The organism is Klebsiella pneumoniae (genome assembly GCF_000742135.1).
Taxonomy (GTDB): domain Bacteria; phylum Pseudomonadota; class Gammaproteobacteria; order Enterobacterales; family Enterobacteriaceae; genus Klebsiella; species Klebsiella pneumoniae.
This window is the reverse complement of sequence record NZ_KN046818.1, coordinates 876351-899599: the sequence shown is the minus strand read 5'-3', so window position 1 is coordinate 899599 and position 23249 is coordinate 876351. Positions and strand designations below refer to the sequence as shown.

Genomic DNA, 23249 nt, shown 5'->3' with positions numbered 1-23249 from the left:
CTAACAAGTTATTAAGGATTTTTTATGGTTTATATTTTTTGCCGCGACCAGGATTTATTCACGCCTGTTTTAATCAAATTTTTACGCCAAACTGTTCTGATTTATTCACTGGCTTTGATTATTGCGCTTAGGTACAACAGAGAAAACAAATTAATGGATAGCTTCATATGCGCGTAAACTTTGATGTTTTGATGATCCTTGATGCCCTTGACCGCCACGGATCCTTCGCCACCGCCGCGGAGTCGCTGTATAAAACCCCTGCCGCTCTGAGCTATATGATCCAGAAGCTGGAGAGCGATCTGAACATCGTGCTGTTGGATCGTTCCGGCCATCGGGCAAAATTTACCGATACCGGCCGGCTGATGCTGGAGAAGGGGCGACAGCTTTTAAGTGCCGCCAGAGATCTGGAAAAGCAGGCCCAGCAGCTGAGCGCGGGCTGGGAGCGAGAGCTAGCCATCGCCCTTGACGCCTCATTTCCCTTTTCGGCCCTGCTGCCGCTGATCGCCGAGTTTTACGCGCAAAACCCACAGACGCGACTGAACTTCAGCCATCACACCCTCGCCGGTTCGTGGGAAGAGCTGACCCATCATGGGGCGGATATTATCCTCGGCGCCATCAATGAGCCGCCCACCTCCGCGGAGTGGTCATGGCAAACCCTCGGCACGTTGGATAACATCTTCGTCGTCGCCCCCCATCACCCGCTGGCTCAGGCGAAGGAGCCACTGGCCAATAAACAGCTCAGCCAGCATCGAGCCATCGTGATCCGCGACAGCGCCCGCTATTGCCATCCGCTCAACAGCAATCTCCTCGACGAGCAGCCGCAAATCGGCGTCGATGATTTCGCCAGTAAAGTCGAACTGCTGTGCGCCGGGCTGGGCTGCGGCTTTCTGCCGCGCCATATCGCTCGCCCGTGGCTGGTAAAAGGCAGTCTGGTGGAGAAAAGCGTCGCCTGCTGGCGGGAAAAGGATATTACCTATATGGCCTGGCGCAGCGGGAATGATGGGCTGGCTCAGCGCTGGTGGCGGGAGGCGCTCCTCCGCGGCGACCTGCTGAGCCAGCTCTACCATTAACGGCCGGACCAGACGTTGGCGGAGATGGCCGGGAGGGTCAGCACCCCGTCCTGGAAGGCGCCGGCGCCCTCCTGCAGCGTCCACCCGGCCACGTTCAGCAGCGGGGAATCTTCGATAACCACCTCGCAGGCTTCCCCGCGGTTAATCGCCACCAGCACCCGCTGCTGTTTGTAGACGCGGACAAACACCACCACGTTATCCTCGGCGTAAATCACCTGACAGCCGCCGTAGCGCAGCGCCTGGTGGGCCTTACGCAGTTTCGCCATCCGCTGATACAGCGCCAGCAGCTGGGTATCCTGCAGCGCCGGATCCCACGGGAACGGTTTGCGGCAGAACGGATCGTTATTGCCATCCACGCCCACCTCGTCGCCATAGTAGATGCACGGTACCCCCGGCCAGCTGAACAGCCACACCACCGCCAGCGGCAGGCGCGCTACGTCTTTGCCAAGAAGAGATTTAAAACGCGCCGTATCATGGCTGTCGAGCTGGTTGAACATCCGCAGCTGCTGCTGATGCGACAGCCCGGCGCGATAATTATCCATCCACGCCATACAGGTCTGGGCGTCTATTTTCTGCGGATCGTAAGAGATATCGGTATTGGCGAGGAATCCCCAGATCGGGAAGGTGAAGCCACGATAGTTCATCGCCGCGTCTTCGGCATCCGCCTGCAGCCACTGGCGCGCGTCGCCAAAATGTTCGCCAAAGACAAAAGCTTCCGGCTGCGCTTGCTTCGCTGCCTGGGTAATGCCGGCGATATGCTGCAGGTTATTCCGCGCCCCGCCGCCTTCGCCCAACATATGCACCACGTCCAGACGCCAGCCGTCCATGCTCCATGGCGCCTTCAGCCAGTGGCGTACGATACTGTCTTCACCGGCATAGATCTCGTTGACCAGGCTGGTCGACCGATAGTCGAGCTTCGGCAGACTGGCATAGCCCAGCCAGTTGTGCGCCTGCCCCTCCTCTGAGAAGGTAAACCAGTCGCGCCACGGGGAGTCCGGATCGTGGCCGGCGCCGCCGCTGCCCTGCTGGTGACGATCGAACCAGGGATGGGAATCGCCGGTATGGTTGAACACGCCGTCGAGGATCATGCGCATTCCCGCCCGCTGGGTGTTGTGGCGCAGCCGGAGCAGCGCCGCGTCGCCGCCAAACTGCGGATCGACGCGCCGATAATCCTCGGTATCGTATTTATGCACGCTGGGGGCGGCGAAAACCGGGTTCAGATACAGAGCGGTTACGCCGAGCTGCTTCAGGTAGGGAAGTTTTTCGCTGATGCCGTCGAGATCCCCGCCGTAGAACGTCGACCCGCCCGCCTCGCCGGTAAGCGGGTCGTCCCACGCCTTGCGCACAATCTCCCGTCCCGCCGCGTGATGGTAATAGACCGCATCCTGGTCGGCGTCACGCGCGGCGCTGCGGGCAAAGCGATCGGGGAAAATTTGATAGAACACCTGATCGGCCACCCACTGCGGGCCGGCGTCCGGCAGGTCAATGGCGAACTGCTCCAGTCGGGCCGGCGGGAATCGGGTGAAGCCTTGTGGCGTAAACCAGCGCTGATGGTCGGCCCACAGCAGCTTAAAGCTGTAGCGGCGGCGCGGCTGGCCGCTGGCGAGAGAGATTTCGCCGCGCCATGCCACCACGCCTGGCTGCGGCGCCTGGCGGAGCCGCTGCATCGGCAGCGACAGCTCTTCGTTATCCTCTTCCGCGCGCAGCGTGATCCGCTGCGGCAGCGACTCACCGCTTAACCACAGAGTAATAAACAGTCGGTCCTGTTGCACCTTGATAAAGGGTGCAACCGGAAGGTGCCATGCCTTCAACATCGTGAATCCTCATTGTGCAGAATGGGCACACCTTGCCATAGCCGCCGGGCGCAGAACTCATCATCTCAGAACTTTTTGGGGGAGGATAACGGGGGAGGACGCGGGACCGCAAGCCGCCCCGGCCGCGCGATGCTGACCGGGGCGATGTCGATTACTGAGCCTGCGCCAGGCGGCGCTCACGGCGGGTCTTAAAGACCCAGCCGAGCAGCAACAGCGCAATCCACGCCATACCGACGTACAGCGAGATGCGGGTGTCCGGATGATAGCCGATAAGGGCGATAATAAAGGCCAGGAACAGCAGGCCGATCACCGTGGTCACCACCCCGCCAGGGACTTTGAATTTCAGCGCCTTAACCTCTTCGGGCGACAGACGGCGGCGGAAGGCTATCTGTGACAGCAGGATCATAATCCACACCCACACCGTGGCGAAGGTGGCCAGGGAGGCGATCACCAGGAAAACGTTCTCCGGCATGATGTAATTTAGGTATACCGCAAACAGCAGCGCAATGGTCATCACCATCACCGTCACCCACGGAATACCGCGACGCGACGTTTTAGCGAACACCTTCGGCGCGCTGCCCTGCTCAGCCATGCCGTGCAGCATACGGCCCACGCCGAACACGTCGGAGTTAATCGCCGACAGCGAAGCCGTCAGGACCACGAAGTTAAGAATACTGGCCGCGAAGGTAATGCCCAGATGCTGGAAGGTCAGGACGAAGGGGCTGCCGTCGGTTCCCACCTGATTCCACGGGTAGATGGACATAATGACGAACAGCGTGCCGACGTAGAACACCAGAATGCGCATCGGCACCGAGTTGATGGCGCGCGGAATGGATTTCTCCGGGTCCTTCGCCTCACCGGCGGTAATGCCGATGATTTCGATGCCGCCGTAAGCGAACATCACCATCTGCAGCGACATCACCATTCCCAGCCAGCCGTTGCTGAAGAAGCCGCCGTTGCTCCACAGGTTATGAATCCCCGTCGGCTGGCCGCCGTTGCCGATCCCCCAGATAATGATGCCGAACCCGGCGAGGATCATGATGATAATGGTGGCCACTTTGAAGAACGAGAACCAGAACTCCAGCTCGCCAAACACCTTGACGCTCATCAGGTTGACGGCGCAGATGATCAGCACCACGCTGAGCACCCAGATCCAGTGCGGCACCGTCGGGAACCAGACGCCCATGTAGATGCCGAAGGCGGTAACGTCGGCGATGGCGACGATCAGGATTTCAAAGCAGTAGGTCCAGCCGGTGATATAGCCCGCCAGTCCGCCGAGGTTTTCCTGGGCATAGCGGGAGAATGAGCTGGCGGCAGGGTTATGCACCGACATCTCACCGAGCGCCCGCATAATGATATATGCCGCGACGCCGCCGATAATGTAGGCCAACAGTACGCTGGGTCCGGCCATTTTAATGGCGTCGGCCGAGCCGTAAAAAAGCCCGGTGCCGATGGCGGAACCCAGGGCCATAAAGCGAATGTGCCGGGTGCTTAGCCCGCGCTTAAGCTTGTTACTACTTTCCATCGTGGTTTTTCAATGCCGTTTAACACAAAAAATAAAAAACCACGGAACCCGAAGTCCCGTGGTTAAACGCTTGTCCTCACCGCCGGTTAATGCGCGCTGGAAGTCACCTGACGTCCGGCTGCGCGATCCCAGATCACCGCGAGAATGGTCATCACGGCGGTGGGCATCAGCCAGGCCAGGCCCTGCTCCGCCAGCGGCAGACGCGCGGTCCAGTCCGGCAGAATCGCGGCAAATGCCGATGACTTAATCCCGTCAATGATACCAAACATCAGGCTGATAAACATGGCCGGCGCGATAACGCGGGACGAATTATGCCACCAACTGCGGGTAAAGCTTAATACAACCAGTGCGATACACGGCGGATAGATAGCGGTCAGCACCGGAATCGATACCTGGATCAGATGGCTAAGGCCCAAATTGGAGACCGCCATGGAGAACAGGCCGAGAACAAAGACCAGCGTGCGATAGGAGAACGGCAGATACTGGGCAAAGAACTCAGCGCAGGCGCAGGTCAGGCCCACCGCCGTCACCAGGCAAGCGATGAAGATCAGCGCCGCCAGCAGGAAACTGCCCGCCCCGCCGAAGGTGTGCTGCACGTAGGCATGGAGGATCGCCGCGCCGTTGGCGGACTGATCCACGAGAGTAGCGCTGTCAGAGCCCAGACGGAACAGCGCCAGATACAGCAGGGTCAGGCCGACGCCCGCCATCAGGCCAGCCCAGACGGTATAACGGGTCAACAGACGCGCTTCGCTGACGCCGCGTGAGCGAGCGGCATTAACAATCACGATGCCGAACACCATCGCGCCGAGGGTATCCATGGTCAGGTAGCCGTTGACGAAGCCATTGGAGAATGGCGCCGTACGATACGCTTCCAGCGCGTCGCTGATCGGGCCCGCTGGCCAGATGATGGCGGCGACCGCCAGCACAATCAGGGCGATAATTTTCAGCGGCGCAAGGAAATTGCCCACGGTGTCCAGCAGTTTGCCCGGATAGAGGGAGACCAGAATCACCAGCGCGAAGTAAATAACGCTGTAGATCAGCAGCGGCAGCGGGCCGTCGCCGGTCAGCGGGGCAATACCGACTTCAAAGGAGACGGTCGCGGTACGCGGCGTCGCGAACAGCGGTCCTACCGCGAGATAGCACACCACCGCCAGCAGGATACCGGCCACTTTTCCAATCGGGGTGCTCAGGCTTTCAACGCCGCCGCCGACTTTCGCCAGCGCCACCACCGTCAGCACCGGCAGACCCACCGCAGTGATCAGGAAGCCGATCGCCGCCGTCCAGACGTGCTCGCCCGCCTGTAAGCCAACCATCGGAGGGAAAATAATGTTGCCTGCGCCAACGAACAACGCGAAGGTCATAAAGCCCAACGCTATGATGTCGCGAGATTTTAACTGATGGGTCATAAATTCATTACTGCCTGTGGATGTGGTGTTGTAAAAAAATGGAAAAATACCGCGCTCCCCTCTCAGGGACGATACAGCGGCCATTGCCGGTAAACTCAGCGAGATATGCTCCCGAAGCGGCGTGGGAAAGAATTGTTTTTGGTATTACCACGCAAAAGCAGTCTGTCATCGACTGCGCAGGCGCAATTTAAACGCTTATAACGTTTTAAAGCAAGGCACGATCGCAAAAGCAGATGATTATGCTGGTTATGTCTTTCACACCAGAATCATTTACCATATTGATAGAAAACCCGTGGCTTATCATGCGAACAAAAAAGCAGCGCACGCTCATTAAATAGGCGAGAAAAAACGACTGCCAATGAAAATGACCAACTGAAGCTGGTCATTGGCAAGATAAACTGACAGCGCGTCGATCAGGCGTCATTTTTGGCAATTAATCGTTCCGGGAGCAGGAAGCTAAAGCGGGTTCCCTTGCCCACCGTGCTGTCGATTTCCAGCCGGCTGTCATGATGGTTAACCGCGTGTTTGACGATCGCCAGTCCCAGGCCACTGCCCCCCGTTTGCCGGGAACGGGCTTTATCCACCCGATAAAAACGCTCGGTCAGACGGGGAATATGCTCTGGCGCAATGCCTGGCCCGTTATCCTCGACGCTGAACAGCGCTCCCTGCGGGGTCCGCTGCCAGCTGACGCGAATTTCGGTCCCCGGCGGGGTGTGGTTCACCGCGTTATAGACCAGGTTGGAGATGGCGCTGCGCAGTTGCTCCTCATTACCCAGCACCTTGAGCTGCTCATCGACGGTGAAGATCAGCGTCTGTTTCTCCTGGCTGAGAGTTTGCGCCTCGCGCTCCACCACCCGCAGCATCATCGGCACGTCGATGCGATCATTCATCGCCAGCGCCGGCGCGGCTTCAATACGCGACAGCGTCAGCAGCTGCTTCACCAGACCTTCCATACGCTGAGTTTGCTCCCGCATGGTGTGCAGGGCTTTTTCTCGGGTCGCCCCCTCCAGCACCTGCTCCTGCATCATCTCCAGATAGCCCTGCAGCACCGTCAGTGGGGTGCGCAACTCATGGCTGACGTTGGCGAAAAAGTTCCGCCGCGCCCCTTCCAGCTGATGCATCTGCGTCACGTCGCGCGCCACCATCAGCCACTGCTTGTCGCTGTAGGGCATCACGCGAATTTCCAGATGACGGGCGTTATTCAGCACCAGATTGAGCGGCTTTGAAAAATCGCGCTGTTTCAGATAGTTGGCGAACTCGGGATAGCGCAGAAGGTTAAGAATGTTTTGGCCACTGTCGTCCGGCCAGCGCAGGTTTAGAATCTGCTGAGCCAGGCCATTACACCAGAAAATAGCCCCCTCTTCCGTGGTCAGGACGACCGCATCCGGCAGCGATTCCGCCCCGCTGCGAAAGCGTTTAATCAGGCTTCCCAGCTCGCGCCGACGCTTTTTATTACGCATCTGCATCTGGTGCAGACCATACAGCAGCGGCTCCCAACTGCCGCGGCCAGGCGGAGGAGTCATGCTCCGGTCCACCCACAGCCACCACGACAGGCGCATCAAATTCCAGAAATGCCAGATCAGCAAACCGGTCACTGCCGCCAGTAAAAACCACGGCAGATGACCCACAAACGCCCCCAGAATCAGGGCCGGAATACACGCTAAAAAGAGCTCCAGCGCCAGCCTTTTCCATGACAGCCGTTCCAGCACGGGTCACACTCCTGTCAAAATTCAGAAACGGGCGGAGAAACGATACCCCGTGCCGCGAACCGTTTGCACCATACGATCATGGCCACTGTGTTCCAGCGCTTTGCGCAGGCGGCGAATATGGACGTCCACCGTGCGGTCTTCCACATAAACGTTGGTCCCCCAGACGTGGTTCAGCAGCTGTTCGCGGCTGTACACCCGCTCCGGATGGGTCATAAAGAAGTGCAATAATTTAAATTCCGTCGGTCCCATATCCAGCGGACTGTCGCCGGTCATTACCCGGTGCGATGAAGGGTCGAGGCTCAGCCCCTGCATTTCGATCACCTCTTCCACCGCCATCGGTGAAATACGGCGCATCACCGCTTTGATTCGCGCCACCAGCTCTTTCGGAGAGAAAGGCTTGGTGATGTAGTCATCCGCGCCGGTCTCCAGGCCGCGAACGCGATCCTCTTCTTCTCCACGCGCGGTCAGCATCACTACCGGAATATCCCGCGTCATCGCCTCGCGCTTGAGCAGTTTAATAAACTGCAGCCCCGAACCGCCCGGCAGCATCCAGTCCAGGAGAATCAAATCAGGCCAGGGTTCATTGAGTTGATTCACCGCGCTGTCATAATCTTCCGCTTCGACAGGCTGAAAGCCATTTTGCTCCAGAACAAAGCAGACCATTTCGCGGATTGGAGCTTCATCTTCAACGACCAGAATTCTTCTCGCCATTATTTACCCTGTGTTTTTTAGCCATCAGTATAGAAGTGCGGCGTCATTATGCGTCACTTTTGTGACAGATTTATGAAAAAAATGACCGTCTGATGATCGGGTATTTTGAAGCACGACGCGGACTTACCCCTCACTAACAAGTGGTATACTGCCGCCCATGCTTTTTTCGCTAGGGAAGATTTATGCGCCTCCTTCACACCTCCGACTGGCACCTGGGCCAGAATTTTTACAGCAAAAGCCGCGCGGCCGAACACGACGCTTTTCTTACCTGGCTACTGGACCGCGCGCAGGAGCATGAAGTCGACGCCATTATCGTGGCTGGCGATATTTTTGATACCGGCTCGCCGCCGAGCTACGCCCGCGAACTGTATAACCGTTTCGTCGTCCAGTTGCAGCAGACCGGCTGTCGCCTGGTGGTGCTGGCGGGCAACCACGACTCGGTGGCGATGCTCAATGAATCCCGCGATATCCTCGCCTTCTTACACACCACCGTGGTGGCGAACGCCGGCTACGCGCCGATTGAGCTGCCGCTGCGCGACGGCACGCCGGGCGCCATCTTCTGTCCGGTGCCGTTTTTACGCCCGCGCGAGCTGGTGACCAGCCAGGCCGGTCACTCCGGTCGGGAAAAACAGCAGCAGCTGCTGCACGCCATCAGCGGCTATTATCAGGAGCAGTATCAGCAGGCCTGCGCGCTGCGCGGCGATCGGCCGCTGCCCATCATTGCCAGCGGCCATCTGACCACCGTCGGCGCCAGCAAAAGCGATGCCGTCCGCGACATTTACATCGGCACACTGGATGCCTTTCCGGCGCAACACTTCCCCCCTGCCGACTACATTGCGCTGGGCCATATTCACCGGGCGCAGATGGTCGGCGGCTGCGAGCATATCCGCTACAGCGGCTCGCCGCTGCCGCTGAGCTTCGATGAAACCGGCAAAGCGAAATCGGTGCATCTGGTGAGCTTTAGCGAGGGGCGACTTAGCGCCGTGGAAACCCTGGAGGTGCCCGTGACCCAGCCTCTGGCGGTAATCAAAGGCGATCTGGCCGCCATCACCGCCCAGCTGGAGCAGTGGCGCGGCGTCGAGCAGGACCCGCCGGTGTGGCTGGATATCGAAATCACCACCGAGGACTATCTGCACGATATTCAGCGTCATATTCAGGCGCTGACGGAGGATCTGCCGGTGGAAGTGCTGCTGGTGCGCCGCAGCCGCGAGCAGCGCGAGAAAATACTGCTCAACGCCCAGCGGGAGACGCTCAGTGAACTGAAGGTGGAGGAGGTATTCGAGCGCCGGCTGGCGCTGACCGAAATTGACGATATGAAGCGCGCCCGGCTGCATGAGCTGTTCGCCCATACGGTGCATACGCTCACCGCGGAGGACGAAAACGCATGAAAATCCTCAGTCTGCGTCTGAAAAACCTCAACTCCCTGAAAGGGGAATGGAAGATAGACTTTACCGCCGAGCCGTTCGCCAGCAATGGCCTGTTCGCCATTACCGGCGCCACCGGGGCCGGGAAAACCACGCTGCTCGATGCCATTTGCCTGGCGCTCTATCATGAGACGCCGCGCCTGAATAAAGTCTCCCAGTCGCAAAACGACCTGATGACCCGCGATACCGCCGAGTGTCTGGCGGAAGTCGAGTTTGAAGTAAAAGGCATCGCCTACCGCGCTTTCTGGAGCCAGAACCGGGCCCGTAACCAGCCGGATGGCAATCTGCAGGCGCCCCGCGTCGAGCTGGCGCGCTGCGCTGACGGCAAAATCCTCGCCGATAAAGTCTCGGACAAGCTGGAGCAAACCGCGACGCTTACCGGCCTCGACTATGGCCGCTTCACCCGCTCGATGCTGCTTTCCCAGGGGCAATTTGCCGCCTTCCTGAACGCGAAGCCGAGCGATCGCGCGGAGCTGCTGGAGGAGCTGACCGGCACGGAAATCTACGGCCAGATTTCTGCCATGGTCTACGAACAGCACAAAGCCGCTCGCCATGCGCTGGAGAAGTTCGAAGCCCAGGCGGCGGGCATCGTCCTGTTGACGGAGGCCCAGCAGCAAGCGCTGCAGGAAAGTTTGCAGGTACTTACTGACGAAGAAAAAGCCCTGCTGGCCCAGCAGCAGAGCCAGCAGCAGCAGCTCCAGTGGCTGACCCGCCTCGACGAGCTGGCGCAGCAGCAGCAGCAGGCCGCCACCCGGCAGCAGCAGGCCCGCCAGGCGCTGGCGGACGCCGCCCCGGCGCTGGCGAAGCTTGAGCTGGCCCAGCCCGCCGCCCAACTGCGTCCCCTGTGGGAGCGCCAGCAGGAGCAGACGGCAGGCCTGGCGCAAACCCGGCAGCGGATCAGTGAAGTAAATGCTCGCTTACTTGCCAGCACGGCGCTGCGCGCGCGCATCCGCCAGGGCGCCTTGCGCGCTCAGCAGCAGCGTCAGGCTGAACTGGCCGATCTGGCGCAGTGGCTGGCCGCCCATGAGCGTTTCCGCTTATGGGGTCAGGAGATCGCCGGCTGGCGAGCGCAATTCTCGCAACTGACGCGGGATAAACAACAGCTAACGGCTCAGAGCACCCGCCTGGCCGCGCTACGCCAGAAGCTGGCCACGCTGCCAGCCAGCCCTCTCACCCTGAGCGCGGATGACGTTGCCGCAGCGATAGAACAGCAAACCCAATCGCGGCCGCTGCGCCAGCGCCTGCTCTCCCTGCATGAACAGCATCAGCTGCTGCGCAAGCGTCTGCGCCAGAACGCCGAGAGCGTCCAGCAGGCGCAAGCGGAGCAGGTAAAACTTAACGCTACCCTGACGCTGCGCCGGGAACAATATAAAGACAAAAACCAGCACTATCTCGACCTGAAGGCGCTCTGCCAACGGGAAGAAACGATTAAAGACCTGGAAAGCTACCGCGACCGGCTCGAGGCGGGTAAGCCCTGTCCGCTGTGCGGCGCTTGTGAACACCCGGCGATTGAACAATACGCCTCGTTGACGCTCACGGATAATCAGCGCCGCCGCGATGCGCTGGAAAAGGAGGTCGCCGCGCTGAAAGAAGAAGGCCTGCTGATCCTCGGGCAGGTCAAGGCCCTGACGCAACAGCTTCAGCGTGACACCGAAGCGGCCGGGCGGCTCGCAGAGGAAGAGCAAGCGCTTACTAAAGCGTGGCAGGAGACCTGCGCCTCTCTGCACATCACGCGGGATATTGCGCAAGAGATAAACGACTGGATGCAGGAGCAGGAGCGCTACGAGCAGCAGCTCTATCAGCTCAGCCAGCGCCTGATGTTGCAGAGTCAGCTTAACGATCAGCAGGCGCTGGAGCGCCAGGCCGAGCAGCAGCTGGCGGCCACGCGCCAGGGACTGGAGAGCGCCCTGCAGGCCCTGGCCCTGAGCCTGCCGGCAGAAGGGACAGAAGCCGCCTGGCTGCACGCTCGCGAAAGCGAATTTGCCCAGTGGCAGGCGCAACAGACCCAACATGATGCCATTCAGCAGCAAATCGCTGCTCTGCGGCCACTGCTGGAGACGCTGCCGACCAGCGACGAGACAGAGGTTGAAGCTGAGTCGGCCATCCCGGACAACTGGCGCGAAATCCACGAGGAATGCCTGTCGCTGCACAGCCAGCTTGTCGCCCAGCAGCAGCAGGAAACCCAGGAAAAGGCGCGTCTGGACCAGTCGCAGGCGCAATTCACCTCCGCCCTGGCCGCCAGCCGCTTTAGCGATCGGGAGGCGTTCCTCGCCGCGCTGCTGGATGACGAGACCGCCCAGCGGCTGACGCAGTTAAAACAGACGCTGGAGCAGCAGCTTCAGCAGGCGGCCGCGCTCTGCGAGCAGGCGACCCGGCAACATGAGGCGCACCTGGCGCTGCGTCCGCAAGGGGTGGACGCTGACGTCCCCACCCTGCAAACCCAGCTGCACGCCCTGGCCCAGCGGCTGCGGGATAACACTACCCGCCAGGGTGAGATCCGCCAGCAGCTCAGGCAGGACGCAGAGAGCCGTCAACAGCAGCAGGCGCTGGGGCAGCAGATTGCAGAGGCGGCGCAGCTGGCGGACGACTGGGGCTATCTCAATTCGCTGATCGGCTCCAGCACCGGCGACCGGTTCCGCAAATTCGCCCAGGGGCTGACGCTGGATAATCTGGTCTGGCTGGCAAACCAGCAGCTCAACCGCCTGCATGGCCGCTATCTGCTACAGCGCAAGGCCAGCGAGGCGCTGGAGCTGGAGGTTGTCGATACCTGGCAGGCCGACGCCGTGCGCGACACCCGCACCCTCTCCGGCGGCGAAAGTTTCCTCGTCAGCCTGGCGCTGGCCCTGGCGCTGTCAGACCTGGTGAGCCATAAGACGCGGATTGACTCCCTGTTTCTTGATGAAGGCTTCGGCACCCTCGACAGCGAAACGCTGGACACGGCCTTGGACGCCCTGGATGCCCTTAACGCCAGCGGTAAGATTATCGGGGTGATCAGCCACGTGGAGGCGATGAAAGACCGCATTCCGGTGCAGATCAAAGTGAAGAAGATTAACGGCCTGGGCTATAGCCGGCTGGACAAAGCGTTTGCGGTGGAGTGAGGTCTGAATTATGGCGATGTCCCCGCCCCCTAACCCTCTCCCGAGGGAGAGGGTTAGGGGGCGGGGAAGCGGTTCAGGTCCCCTGGAGCGGCCACAGCCAGGCCGCGCCGCGTACCCCGCTGGAGTCGCCGTGCATCGCTTTGCGGATCGGCGTTTCACACTCGCCGCCGAAGACCCACTGCTTCACCAGGTCCGGCACCGTCTGATACAGCCGTTCGACGTTGCTCATCCCGCCGCCCAGCACGATAACGTCCGGGTCGAGGATATTCACCACGTGGGCCAGCGATTTCGCCAGCCGCTGTTCATAGCGGCTCAGCGCCAGTTCAGCCTTTTCGTCACCTTCTCCCACCAGGCGCATAATCTCGCTGCCGGTTAACCCTCGGCCGCTCAGCCGCTGATAGTCGGTGGCGAAACCGGTGCCGGAGATAAAGGTTTCGATACACCCCTGTTTGCCGCAGTAGCAAGGGACTTCCGCACGGTAGCGTAGCTCATCGTCGTTCATCCACGGCAATGGGTTATGTCCCCATTCGCCAGCGTTACCATTGCCGCCGATATGCGCCCGCCCGTTGAGCGCCACCCCGGCGCCGCAGCCGGTGCCGATAATCACCGCGAATACCGTTTGCGCCCCCGCCGCCGCGCCGTCCACCGCTTCCGACACCGCCAGACAGTTGGCATCGTTAGCCAGCCGGACTTCCCGCTCAAGGCGCAGGCTGAGGTCCTTATCAAAGGGCTGGCCGTTGAGCCAGGTCGAGTTGGCGTTTTTCACCACCCCGGTATAAGGCGAAATTGAGCCAGGAATGCCCATCCCCACGGTACCCTGCTGTCCGGTCGCCTGCTCGGCCATCGCCACCAGAGTGGCGATGGTCTCGATGGTTTGCCGGTAGTCCTCCCGCGGCGTGGGTAACCGGTGGCGAAACAGCTGCTCTCCCTGGTCGCTCAGGGCTATCACTTCGGTTTTTGTTCCACCTAAATCAATACCAATACGCACGCTCAGCTCCTCACCCCGATTAACAATGCAAGCATAGCGACAATTCGCTATCATGCCCGCCTGATTTAACGACAAAGCCGTGGAAATTATCATGCTGTGGTTCAAAAATTTAATGGTTTACCGTCTCAGCCGCGATATCGAATTGCGCGCCGAGGAGATGGAAAAACAGCTGGCCGAGCTGACATTTACCCCTTGTGGCAGCCAGGATATGGCGAAAACCGGTTGGGTGTCGCCGATGGGATCGCACAGCGACGCGCTGACGCATACGGCAAACGGCCAGATCATTATCTGCGCGCGTAAAGAAGAGAAGATCCTGCCGTCGCCGGTGATTAAGCAGGCGCTGGAGGCAAAGATCCAGAAGCTGGAAGCCGATCAGGGGCGCAAGCTGAAGAAGACCGAGAAAGATTCCCTGAAAGATGAAGTGCTGCACTCGCTACTGCCGCGCGCCTTCAGCCGCTTCAGCCAGACAATGATGTGGATCGACACCGTCAACGGCCTGATCATGGTCGACTGCGCCAGCGCGAAGAAAGCGGAAGATACTCTGGCCCTGCTGCGTAAAACCCTCGGCTCGCTGCCGGTGGTGCCGCTGACCCTGGAGAATCCGATTGAGCTAACGCTGACCGAGTGGGTCCGCTCCGGCACCGTGGCGCAGGGCTTCCAGCTGCTGGACGAAGCCGAGCTGAAAGCGATGCTGGAAGATGGCGGCGTGATCCGCGCCAAGAAGCAGGATCTGGTTAGCGACGAAATCGCTGTACACATTGAGGCCGGGAAGGTCGTCACCAAGCTGGCGCTGGACTGGCAGCAGCGTATTCAGTTTGTGATCTGCGACGACGCGTCAATTAAGCGCCTCAAGTTCTGCGATGAACTGCGCGACCAAAACGAAGATATCGATCGGGAAGATTTCGCCCAGCGCTTTGACGCCGACTTTATCTTAATGACCGGCGAGCTGGCTGCCCTGATCCAAAGCCTGGTGGAAGGGCTCGGCGGCGAAGCGCAGCGCTAAGCGCCGCTTTCCTTCCTGCCGGGCAGGAAGGAAAAAACAACCCGGCGGCAGGCGCCGGGCGTCACGCTGGCTTACAGATAGCGGCACAGATAAGAGGTTGGCTCAGCCACCTGTAGATGAAATTCACTGTTGCCTGGCACATTGAAAACTTCGCCGGCAGCGTAAACTTTCCACTCAGTCTCACCCGGCAGCAGGACATTCAGCGCCCCGCTGACTACCGTCATCTCTTCCGGCTGCGCCGTACCAAAGGTGTATTCCCCTTCCGCCATCACGCCAACGCTGGCGCGACCGGTACTGCTGCTGGTGAAGCCAATGGATTTCACTTTTCCGTCAAAGTATTCATTGCTTTGAAGCATAAACAAGCCCTTCTGATCGTCGGTTAAAGGCTCAATATAGGGGGCGCTCCTTGCCCCTGTCACGCGAAATTAACACATTAGACCAATAGTTCTGCCGCCAGTCGGGAAACCAGCACATTCGACAGCAAAACCGGAACATCGAGGGCTTTTTGTAACACATCGCGATGATGCTGATAGTAACCGAGACAGTCGAGGACCAGCACGTCGGCGCCCTGCTCCAGCAGCGTTTTGCCGGCGGTTAATAGCTCGCTGTCGCTGCCGGTAAACGGATTGGCCAGCGCGTAGTATGGCGACTTTTCCAGCGAGAGCCACTTTTGCCGCTGCATGGGCATGATCTCTTCCACCGGCACGATCACCCCTACCTGGTGCCCATCGACGATCGATGCCACCAGCGGCGGGATGATCCGCTGCGGCTCGAGGAGGATCGCGTGGTGGGTGGTAAAACCGGTCAGCTGTTCGGAACTGAGCAGCAGGATCACATCATAATGTTGTCGATCCAGCATCGCGATCGCGCTGCGGACATCGCGTTCAATTTTCTGTCGCGACACCATCACCAACTGGTTATTACTGAGCAAGGTCAGGAGTCCTTTCTCGCCGTCACCTACGGCGTACTCGGCCATTACCTCGTCAGGCGTCATCTCGCCCAGCAGGCTGATGTGGGCGATCTGTTCTTCCCTGATATGTTCGGTCAGGAGCGGCAATACTCCCGCCAGCGGCACAACGCCGATGGTCAAAATTGCCATCGTTGCACTACTCATATCATGTACCTTTTCACAACCACTGCTTCAACACAGGCTTTCCACACACAGCATCCGCCCCCCTGGTGAGTAAAAATCAACCGTCGAGAAGCGTAGCAGCTCCACGCTGCGGTTGAATGTAAAGATTGCCGGGCGGCGGCGCCGTGCCTGAAAAATCCGTGTGTTAGATATTCATTAGTACGACTGATAAATAAAAAATGTGAGATACGCCCGATATTGCCAGCATGGCGGGCAATTCGGGCTCAGGGGGTTACGACTTGTCAGGATCTTCATAACGCCGTTTGGCATCCACGGCTTCCTGCTCGGTAGGATGTTCGCTGATAAGCGAATCAGGCTCAGGATAATCCGCACGGAGCTGATACCAGGTCACCGTCTGGCCCTGAGGACCTTTCTCTACCGCAACCACGCGCGCTTCTCTCGGATATGGGGGCCTGTTTGGCATAGTTCTTCCTTCTTCTGGTAGCAGAACTATTAAGTATAGGCGCCCCTCGCCGCCTTAATGTAAGTAAATTCTTAACTTACCGGGGTTGCCGTCGCGCTGCATAGCATGGACATAATCTGCTCCACCACCCGATCCGGCGAGGCCGTGGCATCCACAATATGGTGGGCAGCGTCCCGGTATAACGCTTCGCGCTGCGCCAGCACCTCGCCCACTTCCTCGCGCACCGGTTTTCCGGTCAGCGTCGGCCGCTGTTCGGCTTTCGGGTAGGCTTCCAGACGGTCAATCAGCGCCGACACCGAGGCCTGCAGATAAATCACCACGCCATTCTCCCGCATAAACTGACGGTTACCTTCCGCCAGCACAATGCCGCCGCCGGTGGCGATTACCGTATTCGGCAGGGTCACGGCCTTCAGCGACAGGGTCTCCAGTTCGCGAAAACGCGCCCACCCTTCCGCCTGCACGATCTCAGCCACCGTCCGCTGCTCATGGGCCTGTAGCCGATGATCGGTATCGGAGAACTGAAAATGCCGCGCTCGCGCCAGCGCATGGCCGACGGTGGTTTTACCGCAGCCGCGTGGCCCAATAAGAAAGATAGGCTGTGTCATAACCGAAGACCCCCTGGTTCCGTCTGTCGCAAAAAAATGAAAACGAAAGCACGTATTATCGCTGTCTGTCCCGCAATGCATACGTAAAGAAAAAATTACACAACTTCTTTACACCCCATTACCACGGTGAGAAGAGGGGCTATTAATGTAAACTTATCATTGCATTTAGTGTTTAACCAGCTTTACTTTCCGCTTGGCGTTATTTTTTATCCACCGCTGGCGTAAACGGTAACACATTTATGCATAGCTTTACGAAGCAACATATTTACAACATCATGTTTCAGAAGCACCCTGATGCCTATTCGACAGTGTGACAGAGGAATGTAACATGCAATCTGAAGAACAACGCCTTATTGATGGACTGTTTTCCCGGCTGAAAGAGGCTGAGGCGCACAGCGCATCGCGCGATGCCAGCGCCGAGGAGCGGATTGCCCAACACGTGAGCGCGCAGCCGGCGGCCCCCTACTATATGGCGCAAACCATTCTTATCCAGGAAGCCGCGATTAAACAGCTTAACGATCGCATCCAGGCGCTGGAGAGTCAGGTCAGCCAACTGCAGGCGGCAAAGCCCAGCAGCGGCGGCTTCCTCTCCGGCCTGTTTGGCGGTGGCGGCTCGTCACGCGGTTCTGACCCTATCCCGGGCGCGGAGCAATATGGTCGCCCGCAGGCCAGCGCTCAGCCGCAGTATACGCCACCACCGCAGCAGAACTATGCCCCGCAGGCTGCCGCACGCGGCGGCGGCTTTATGGCGGGCGCGCTGCAAACGGCCGCTGGCGTGGCAGGCGGCGTGGTGCTGGGCAATATGCTGACCAATATGTTCAGCGGCTCGCACCCGCAGGAGATAGTCAATATCATCGAAGAGAAGCCGCAGCCTGATGCCGCCTCCGCGCAGGACAGCATCGCGCAGGACACCACCGCAGGTGACGATCCGTTCCGCCAGGGAGACGATCAGTTCCTTGCCGACAATACCTGGAACGACGACTTCGACGCCGGCTTTGGCGACGATGATTTTGGCAGCGATGACGATAGCTGGGTTTAACCCTGGCGACGCTTAACCGCCAGCAACCACTTCTCCAGCTCGGCGGCAAACTGTTGCCGATCGCGCTGCGATAAACTATCCGGGCCGCCGGTCTGAACGCCGCTGGCCCGTAATGTCTCCATAAAATCCCGCATCGTCAGCCGCTCGCGGATCGTCGCCTCGCTGTAACGTTCCCCGCGCGGATTCAGCGCCGCCCCGCCCTTCGCCAGCACCTCCGCCGCCAGCGGGATGTCGGCGGTGATCACTAAATCTCCCGCCGCGCACTGGCGAACGATTTCGTTATCCGCCACGTCAAAACCCTGCTCAACCCGCAGGGTGCGGATGAAACGCGACGGCGGCACGCGCAGCGGCTGGTTCGCCACCAGCGTCAGCGGAGTCTGGGTCCGCTCTGCCGCGCGGAACAAAATCTCTTTAATCACGTTCGGACACGCGTCCGCATCCACCCAAATGGCCATGCCAGCTCCTGTTACCTGCAATAAGTGACGCCAATGTTACCTGCTTTTCTCCCCCAGGAAAGCGCCAGGATGGTAAGCTAATCAGATCGTAACGAAAAAAGCAGAGGGGAATGGTGATGGATAAGAAAATTGGCTTTATCGGCTGCGGCAATATGGGTAAGGCCATTCTGGGCGGGCTGATCGCCAGCGGTCAGGTACAGCCGGGACAAATCTGGGTCTACACCCCGTCGCCGGACAAGGTTGCAGCTCTGCGCGACCAGTATGGCATCAACGCCGCCGGCAGCGCCCAGGAAGTGGCGCAGATTGCCGATATCGTCTTCGGCGCGGTTAAACCAGGGATCATGACCAAAGTGCTGGGCGATATCGCCTCCAGCCTGAATAAAGAGTCGCTGGTGGTCTCTATCGCCGCCGGCGTTACGCTTGAGCAGCTGGCGCGCGCCCTTGGCCACGATCGCAAAATCATTCGCGCGATGCCGAATACGCCGTCGCTGGTTAACGCCGGTATGACCTCCGTCACGCCTAACGCCCTGGTGAGCAGCGAAGATGTTGCCGAAGTGCTGACTATTTTCCGTTGCTTTGGCCAGGCGGAGCAAATTGCCGAGCCGATGATCCATCCGGTGGTGGGGGTAAGCGGTTCGGCGCCGGCCTATGTCTTTATGTTTATCGAAGCGATGGCTGATGCCGCCGTCCTCGGCGGAATGCCGCGCGCTCAGGCCTATAAATTCGCCGCCCAGGCGGTGATGGGCTCCGCCAAAATGGTGCTGGAGAGCGGAGAACACCCAGGGGCGCTAAAAGATATGGTCTGTTCCCCTGGCGGGACCACTATCGAAGCCGTGCGCGTGCTGGAAGAGAAAGGGTTCCGCTCGGCGGTAATCGAAGCCATCACCCAGTGTATGGAAAAATCAGAGAAACTGAGCCGCTCCTGAAGCTGAGCTGGCGGGCTTCAAGCCCTGAGAGGTTAAAGAACAAGGGAGCGCGAGCGCTCCCTTTTTTTCAGGCTTTCTTCAGGCAGCTACTCATGAAGGTACTGCGTTCATCGCCCTTCAGTGATTTCGCCGTGGCCGCTTTGCTGCAGTCGCTCATTTTCTGCTGCTGAGGGGTGAGCGCCTTTCCCTGCGAGGTCGTGGTCTCTTTTTTCAGACACTGGCTCATAAAGGTTTTGCGCTCCTCACCTTTCAGCATTTTGGCTGACGCTTGCTGATTGCAGTCCGTCATCCTTTGCTGCTGAGGAGTGGGCGTTTTTTCTGCCGCGCCAACCGCGCTGATAAAGATCAAGCCAAACAGTAGGGTCATCAATAAAGTTATTTTCATCGCACCATCCTTCTGTGAGTGGAACGTTGTAAGTCTGGACGCAGATAGAAAAAAAACCAGCCGGTGACGCAATTTCGCCACCGGCAGCGACTTATTTGAGACTCAGGGCAGCTTTCATGGTCGTGAACAGGTCGGTCTGATCGGTCAGGCCAACGACGTTAGCCGCATGCGGACCGTAGGCCGCAATGCGCAGTTGGGTGCCGGTGTGCTCCATCGACTCTTCCTCAGAGTTGCCGTAGCTCATCACCATCACCGCGCCATCGTGCGTGTTCAGAGCCTGGGTCAGCCCCGGGGCTTTGCTATCCGCCGGGATGATCTGGCTGGCATGCGCATGGTCGGCGGTGACGATCACCAGGGTATTACCGTCTTTTCGCGCGAATTCCAGCGCCTTCTGCACCGCTTCGTCAAGATCAACCGTTTCGCCGATCTGGCCGCACGGATTGGCCGCATGGTCCTGCTTATCGATGGACGCGCCTTCGACTTGCAGGAAGAAACCTTTCTCGTTGCGACTCAGCAGGTCAATCGCTTTCTCGGTCATCTGCGCCAGCGTCGGCACCGAGGCGTCACGCTTCGGGTTTGGCGTACAGGTCACCGGCGGCTTATCGATATTGCCGTGATAAGACGCCTTCGGCCCTTCCCAGCGTACCGGCATATTGCCATCGGCAAAGAGTCCCAGCAGCGGTTTATCCTGACTGGCTTCCGTCGCGGCGGCAAGAGAAGCCGCGTCGGTCACAATCTGGTAGCCGCGCGCTTGCGCCTGCTCGCGCAGGGTTTTGCCCTGCCACTCGCCCGCCGTCGCCGTTTCGGTAAAGGTCTTCGCGCCGCCGCCCAGGGTGACATCCGGTCGGGCGTTCAGCAGCTGTTCGGTAATGGAGCCTTTGCCCCCTTTTTCCAGCGCATTGCTGGGGCATTTTTCGCTGGTGACCGTCGGGCCGTAGCATTTACGCGATGTCACATGCGCTACCAACGCCGCGGGGGTGGCGTCCTGCAGCTCGGCGGTGGAAACGTTGCCGGTGGCCAGCCCCGCCGCTTTCGCCAGCTCGAGGATGGTCTGATGCGCATTCTCATGAATATCGACGCCCAGCGCGCCGTTATAAGTCTTCACGCCGGTGGTCCAGGCGGTGGCGGAGGCCGCCGAGTCGGTCACGTAGTCCGGTTTCCCGGTTTTTTTATCCAGCGAATAATGCGTGTACTGCCCGGTTAACGGCAGAGCATCAATTCCTTTAAAGAAACCGCCCGCCCCCTCGGCATAGTTTCGCGCAGCGGTAATTTCCGAATCACCCATGCCATCGCCAATCAGCAGAATAACGTTTTTAGCTGGCTTATTGATTAACGAGGCGCGCAGCGCTTCGGTTTGATCGCCTGTTAAACGACGCGCGCCGCCAGGAGTGGTGATATCTCCCTGCGCAGCGCGATTTTCCAGAACCGGCGCAGCAGTAGTTTCTGCATGAATAACCGGCGAGCCCAGTAGAGGAATCAGGGCAATAAACAGGGCGCTTAATTTCACTTTTGTCATCTCCATGTAAAAAATACTTAAAAAAACAAAACGAGGGAGACTTTATAAAAGGGAGATGACAGAAAAATGACGGCATCCTTGTCGTGTCACAAAGACTAGCTACGAGGATGCCGCAACAGCTTCTTTAGATATTGCTGCAACAGCATCGCATCATGGTCGTTGACCGGCGGACAGGGGGTCACCTGGTCAATCGCCTGTTCAATATCCTGAATCAATGCCTGCTGGGCATCATGCTCCATATGGCGCAATAATGCGGTGACCACGATCTCCAGCGCTTCAACCTGCACCGTCAGTTCCTTTGCTTCTTCTTCCTTTTGCGCCAGTTTAACCAGTAACTCAGCAATGAGATTCTTCATAGCACCAGTTCCTTATGCGAGGCCTGTTTTGATTGGGATGTCATACGCGATGACGGACCTCAGAATTACTTAAATTAAGAATCATCGCAACACCCAATATACAGCGAAACGTTTTACCACAATAAAATACCACTATAAATAGTATTGTTTAATCATGACCGGGGTTACTTATAACCAGATTGCCTGGAAAATAATAAAATGGAATAGCGTTCACGCCATGACGATAACAAAAAGTAATAGTAAATCCGCTGACGGCGAATAATGCTGACGGTATCGCAATAAATACCGTCAGCAGAGGTTCAGGCGTTAGCCCGGCGGGTTTGGCGCAGCATCCACGCCAGCTGCCAGAGGTTAATGAAAACGATAATGGCGGTGGCAATAAACACCCAGCGGAAGCCGGCCATGGCTGACACAGAGGCGCCAATTAGCGGCCCGGCGACGTTGCCCAGATACATAAACGACTGGTTATAGCCAAAGATACGCCCGGTGACGCTGTCGCTGCTGTACTTCAGCAATAAGGTCTGCACCGCCGGGAGCATCGCGCCATCGGCAAAGCCGAGCAGAAAACGCAGCGTACCCAATTGCAGCGGGGTGGTGACAAAGGACATGGCGAAGAACATCACCACCGCGCAGCAGAGCGTCGCCAGCAGGATCCGCGAGGTGCCGATGCGGTCGCCAAGCTTACCCAACCGTGGCGCAGAAATCAGTGCCGACACGCCGGGCACCGCGGCGATCATCCCGGCCAGAAAAGCGATATTGTTGCTGTCCGGCGCCATCGACTTAATAAACAGCGCCAGAATCGGGCCGATTGAGCCGTTGCACAATTGGATCACCAGGGTGGTGAAGAACAGGCTGATCACCAGCCCCGGATAGGGCAAAGAGGCAAAGACTTGTTTCCCGGTGAGACGCTCGCTTTTGCTGACCTGCGGGCGAACGCCCTCTTTAATCAGAAACAGGGTCACCAGAAAACTGATGGTCAGCAGGATCGCCGTAATAAAAAAGACCATCCGCAGCCCGACGTGGTCCGCCAGGAAACCGCCCAGCAGCGGACCGCCGATCACCCCGCTAATTTGCGCCGTCGACAGCGTGCTTAGCGCCCAGCCGCTGCGCTCGCGCGGCACCTGGGAGGCCACCAGCGCCATGGCGTTGGGAATATAACCGGAGGTTAAGCCCATGATCGCCCGCAGGATAAACAGCTGCCAGACGTTGGTGGCGAAAGCCTGCAGTAAAATGGCAATCGCCATCCCCAACGAGGCGCGCAGCAGCATGAGCTTGCGGCCTTTACGGTCCGCCAGGCTTCCCCACATTGGCGAGACGATCGCCGAGACAAGAAAAGTGACGCTGAAGGTCAGCCCCGACCACATCGATAGCGCTTCATGCGAGGTGACGCCGAGCTGGGAGACGTAGAGGGGTAAAAAGGGGAGAATTTGACTAATCGCCAGGCCGGTAAAAAAGCAACCAAACCAGACGGAGATGAGATTAACCTTCCAGGATTCCATAACTACGCGTATTCATTAATGATTTGCCAATTATTATCTAGCTTAGCAATTTCATCCCACTGGTGTACTACCATAGATGCGCTGGCGGTGAGTTTGGTGTTTTATGGCTGCGGATGAGAGCCTGACGAAGCATTTTCTGGTCATTTAGGCTGCTCATAGCGCTT

At 58.8% G+C, this 23249-nt stretch carries 21 protein-coding genes; 6 read left to right on the top strand and 15 right to left on the bottom strand.

Features of this window, described 5'->3' with window-relative positions:
• Positions 1 to 167: 167 nt before the first annotated feature.
• Complete coding sequence (locus DR88_RS20785; protein WP_025861966.1) at positions 168 to 1070, top strand: LysR substrate-binding domain-containing protein; 903 nt, start codon at positions 168 to 170, stop codon at positions 1068 to 1070.
• Here the strand turns inward: DR88_RS20785 and malZ are convergent.
• The 5 genes from malZ to phoB all read right to left on the bottom strand — a co-directional run bounded on the left by malZ (position 1067) and on the right by phoB (position 8235).
• Positions 1067 to 2884 carry a maltodextrin glucosidase gene (gene malZ, locus DR88_RS20790; RefSeq protein ID WP_004147293.1) on the bottom strand — a complete coding sequence of 606 codons (1818 nt, stop codon included), beginning with the start codon at positions 2882 to 2884 and terminating at the stop codon, positions 1067 to 1069. The genes DR88_RS20785 and malZ overlap by 4 nt on opposite strands.
• A 151-nt stretch (positions 2885 to 3035) precedes the next feature.
• Positions 3036 to 4409 carry a proline-specific permease ProY gene (gene proY / locus DR88_RS20795; RefSeq protein ID WP_002890348.1) on the bottom strand — a complete coding sequence of 458 codons (1374 nt, stop codon included), beginning with the start codon at positions 4407 to 4409 and terminating at the stop codon, positions 3036 to 3038.
• Positions 4410 to 4495: 86 nt separating this feature from the next.
• Complete coding sequence (gene brnQ / locus DR88_RS20800) at positions 4496 to 5815, bottom strand: branched-chain amino acid transporter carrier protein BrnQ (protein WP_004144627.1); 1320 nt, start codon at positions 5813 to 5815, stop codon at positions 4496 to 4498.
• A 413-nt stretch (positions 5816 to 6228) separates the two neighbouring features.
• The gene (phoR, locus tag DR88_RS20805; protein WP_002890344.1) at positions 6229 to 7524 is read right to left on the bottom strand and encodes a phosphate regulon sensor histidine kinase PhoR; all 1296 of its coding nucleotides are present in this window, start codon (positions 7522 to 7524) and stop codon (positions 6229 to 6231) included.
• A 21-nt stretch (positions 7525 to 7545) separates the two neighbouring features.
• Positions 7546 to 8235: a phosphate response regulator transcription factor PhoB gene (gene phoB, locus DR88_RS20810; protein WP_002890343.1), complete on the bottom strand. Its 690-nt coding sequence runs from the start codon at positions 8233 to 8235 to the stop codon at positions 7546 to 7548.
• A gap of 182 nt (positions 8236 to 8417) precedes the next feature.
• On the opposite strand from phoB, the gene sbcD reads away from it, so the two are divergent.
• Positions 8418 to 9623 carry an exonuclease subunit SbcD gene (gene sbcD / locus DR88_RS20815; RefSeq protein ID WP_004147290.1) on the top strand — a complete coding sequence of 402 codons (1206 nt, stop codon included), beginning with the start codon at positions 8418 to 8420 and terminating at the stop codon, positions 9621 to 9623.
• Positions 9620 to 12757: an exonuclease subunit SbcC gene (gene sbcC, locus DR88_RS20820; RefSeq protein WP_004147288.1), complete on the top strand. Its 3138-nt coding sequence runs from the start codon at positions 9620 to 9622 to the stop codon at positions 12755 to 12757. The genes sbcD and sbcC overlap by 4 nt, the downstream gene beginning before the upstream one ends.
• Before the next feature lie 73 nt (positions 12758 to 12830).
• Here the strand turns inward: sbcC and mak are convergent, their stop codons facing one another.
• Positions 12831 to 13745 carry a fructokinase gene (gene mak, locus DR88_RS20825; protein WP_025861888.1) on the bottom strand — a complete coding sequence of 305 codons (915 nt, stop codon included), beginning with the start codon at positions 13743 to 13745 and terminating at the stop codon, positions 12831 to 12833.
• Between the two features lie 91 nt (positions 13746 to 13836).
• On the opposite strand from mak, the gene rdgC reads away from it, so the two are divergent.
• Positions 13837 to 14748, top strand: a complete 912-nt coding sequence (gene rdgC / locus DR88_RS20830) for a recombination-associated protein RdgC (protein ID WP_002890285.1) — start codon at positions 13837 to 13839, stop codon at positions 14746 to 14748.
• Positions 14749 to 14819: 71 nt separating this feature from the next.
• On the opposite strand, the gene ppnP is transcribed toward rdgC, so the two are convergent.
• The 4 genes from ppnP to aroL all read right to left on the bottom strand — a co-directional run bounded on the left by ppnP (position 14820) and on the right by aroL (position 16909).
• Entirely contained in the window at positions 14820 to 15104 is a 285-nt protein-coding gene (gene ppnP, locus DR88_RS20835; protein ID WP_002890284.1) for a pyrimidine/purine nucleoside phosphorylase, read from the bottom strand.
• A gap of 77 nt (positions 15105 to 15181) precedes the next feature.
• Positions 15182 to 15862: an AroM family protein gene (locus DR88_RS20840; RefSeq protein WP_004144619.1), complete on the bottom strand. Its 681-nt coding sequence runs from the start codon at positions 15860 to 15862 to the stop codon at positions 15182 to 15184.
• 250 nt (positions 15863 to 16112) lie between these two features.
• Complete coding sequence (locus DR88_RS20845) at positions 16113 to 16304, bottom strand: YaiA family protein (RefSeq protein ID WP_002890278.1); 192 nt, start codon at positions 16302 to 16304, stop codon at positions 16113 to 16115.
• Between the two features lie 71 nt (positions 16305 to 16375).
• The gene (aroL, locus tag DR88_RS20850) at positions 16376 to 16909 is read right to left on the bottom strand and encodes a shikimate kinase AroL (RefSeq protein WP_002890276.1); all 534 of its coding nucleotides are present in this window, start codon (positions 16907 to 16909) and stop codon (positions 16376 to 16378) included.
• Positions 16910 to 17237: 328 nt separating this feature from the next.
• Between aroL and DR88_RS20855 the strand changes: the two genes are divergently transcribed.
• A complete protein-coding gene (locus DR88_RS20855) occupies positions 17238 to 17948 on the top strand; it encodes a DUF2076 domain-containing protein (RefSeq protein ID WP_002890273.1) in 711 nt (236 codons plus the stop codon).
• On the opposite strand, the gene DR88_RS20860 is transcribed toward DR88_RS20855, so the two are convergent.
• On the bottom strand, positions 17945 to 18403 hold the full coding sequence (locus tag DR88_RS20860) for a YaiI/YqxD family protein (protein ID WP_002890230.1): 459 nt from the start codon (positions 18401 to 18403) through the stop codon (positions 17945 to 17947). The genes DR88_RS20855 and DR88_RS20860 overlap by 4 nt on opposite strands.
• 116 nt (positions 18404 to 18519) lie before the next feature.
• Here DR88_RS20860 and proC point away from each other — a divergent pair, with 116 nt between their 5' ends.
• A complete protein-coding gene (gene proC, locus DR88_RS20865) occupies positions 18520 to 19329 on the top strand; it encodes a pyrroline-5-carboxylate reductase (protein ID WP_023341086.1) in 810 nt (269 codons plus the stop codon).
• Between the two features lie 67 nt (positions 19330 to 19396).
• Here proC and DR88_RS20870 read toward each other — a convergent pair whose 3' ends face one another.
• The 4 genes from DR88_RS20870 to DR88_RS20885 all read right to left on the bottom strand — a co-directional run bounded on the left by DR88_RS20870 (position 19397) and on the right by DR88_RS20885 (position 23085).
• On the bottom strand, positions 19397 to 19714 hold the full coding sequence (locus tag DR88_RS20870) for a PsiF family protein (protein WP_002890225.1): 318 nt from the start codon (positions 19712 to 19714) through the stop codon (positions 19397 to 19399).
• A 91-nt stretch (positions 19715 to 19805) separates the two neighbouring features.
• Entirely contained in the window at positions 19806 to 21236 is a 1431-nt protein-coding gene (phoA, locus tag DR88_RS20875) for an alkaline phosphatase (protein WP_004147286.1), read from the bottom strand.
• 89 nt (positions 21237 to 21325) lie between these two features.
• Entirely contained in the window at positions 21326 to 21586 is a 261-nt protein-coding gene (gene iraP, locus DR88_RS20880; RefSeq protein ID WP_002890221.1) for an anti-adapter protein IraP, read from the bottom strand.
• A gap of 299 nt (positions 21587 to 21885) precedes the next feature.
• A complete protein-coding gene (locus DR88_RS20885; protein WP_002890219.1) occupies positions 21886 to 23085 on the bottom strand; it encodes a multidrug efflux MFS transporter in 1200 nt (399 codons plus the stop codon).
• Positions 23086 to 23249 lie beyond the last annotated feature (164 nt).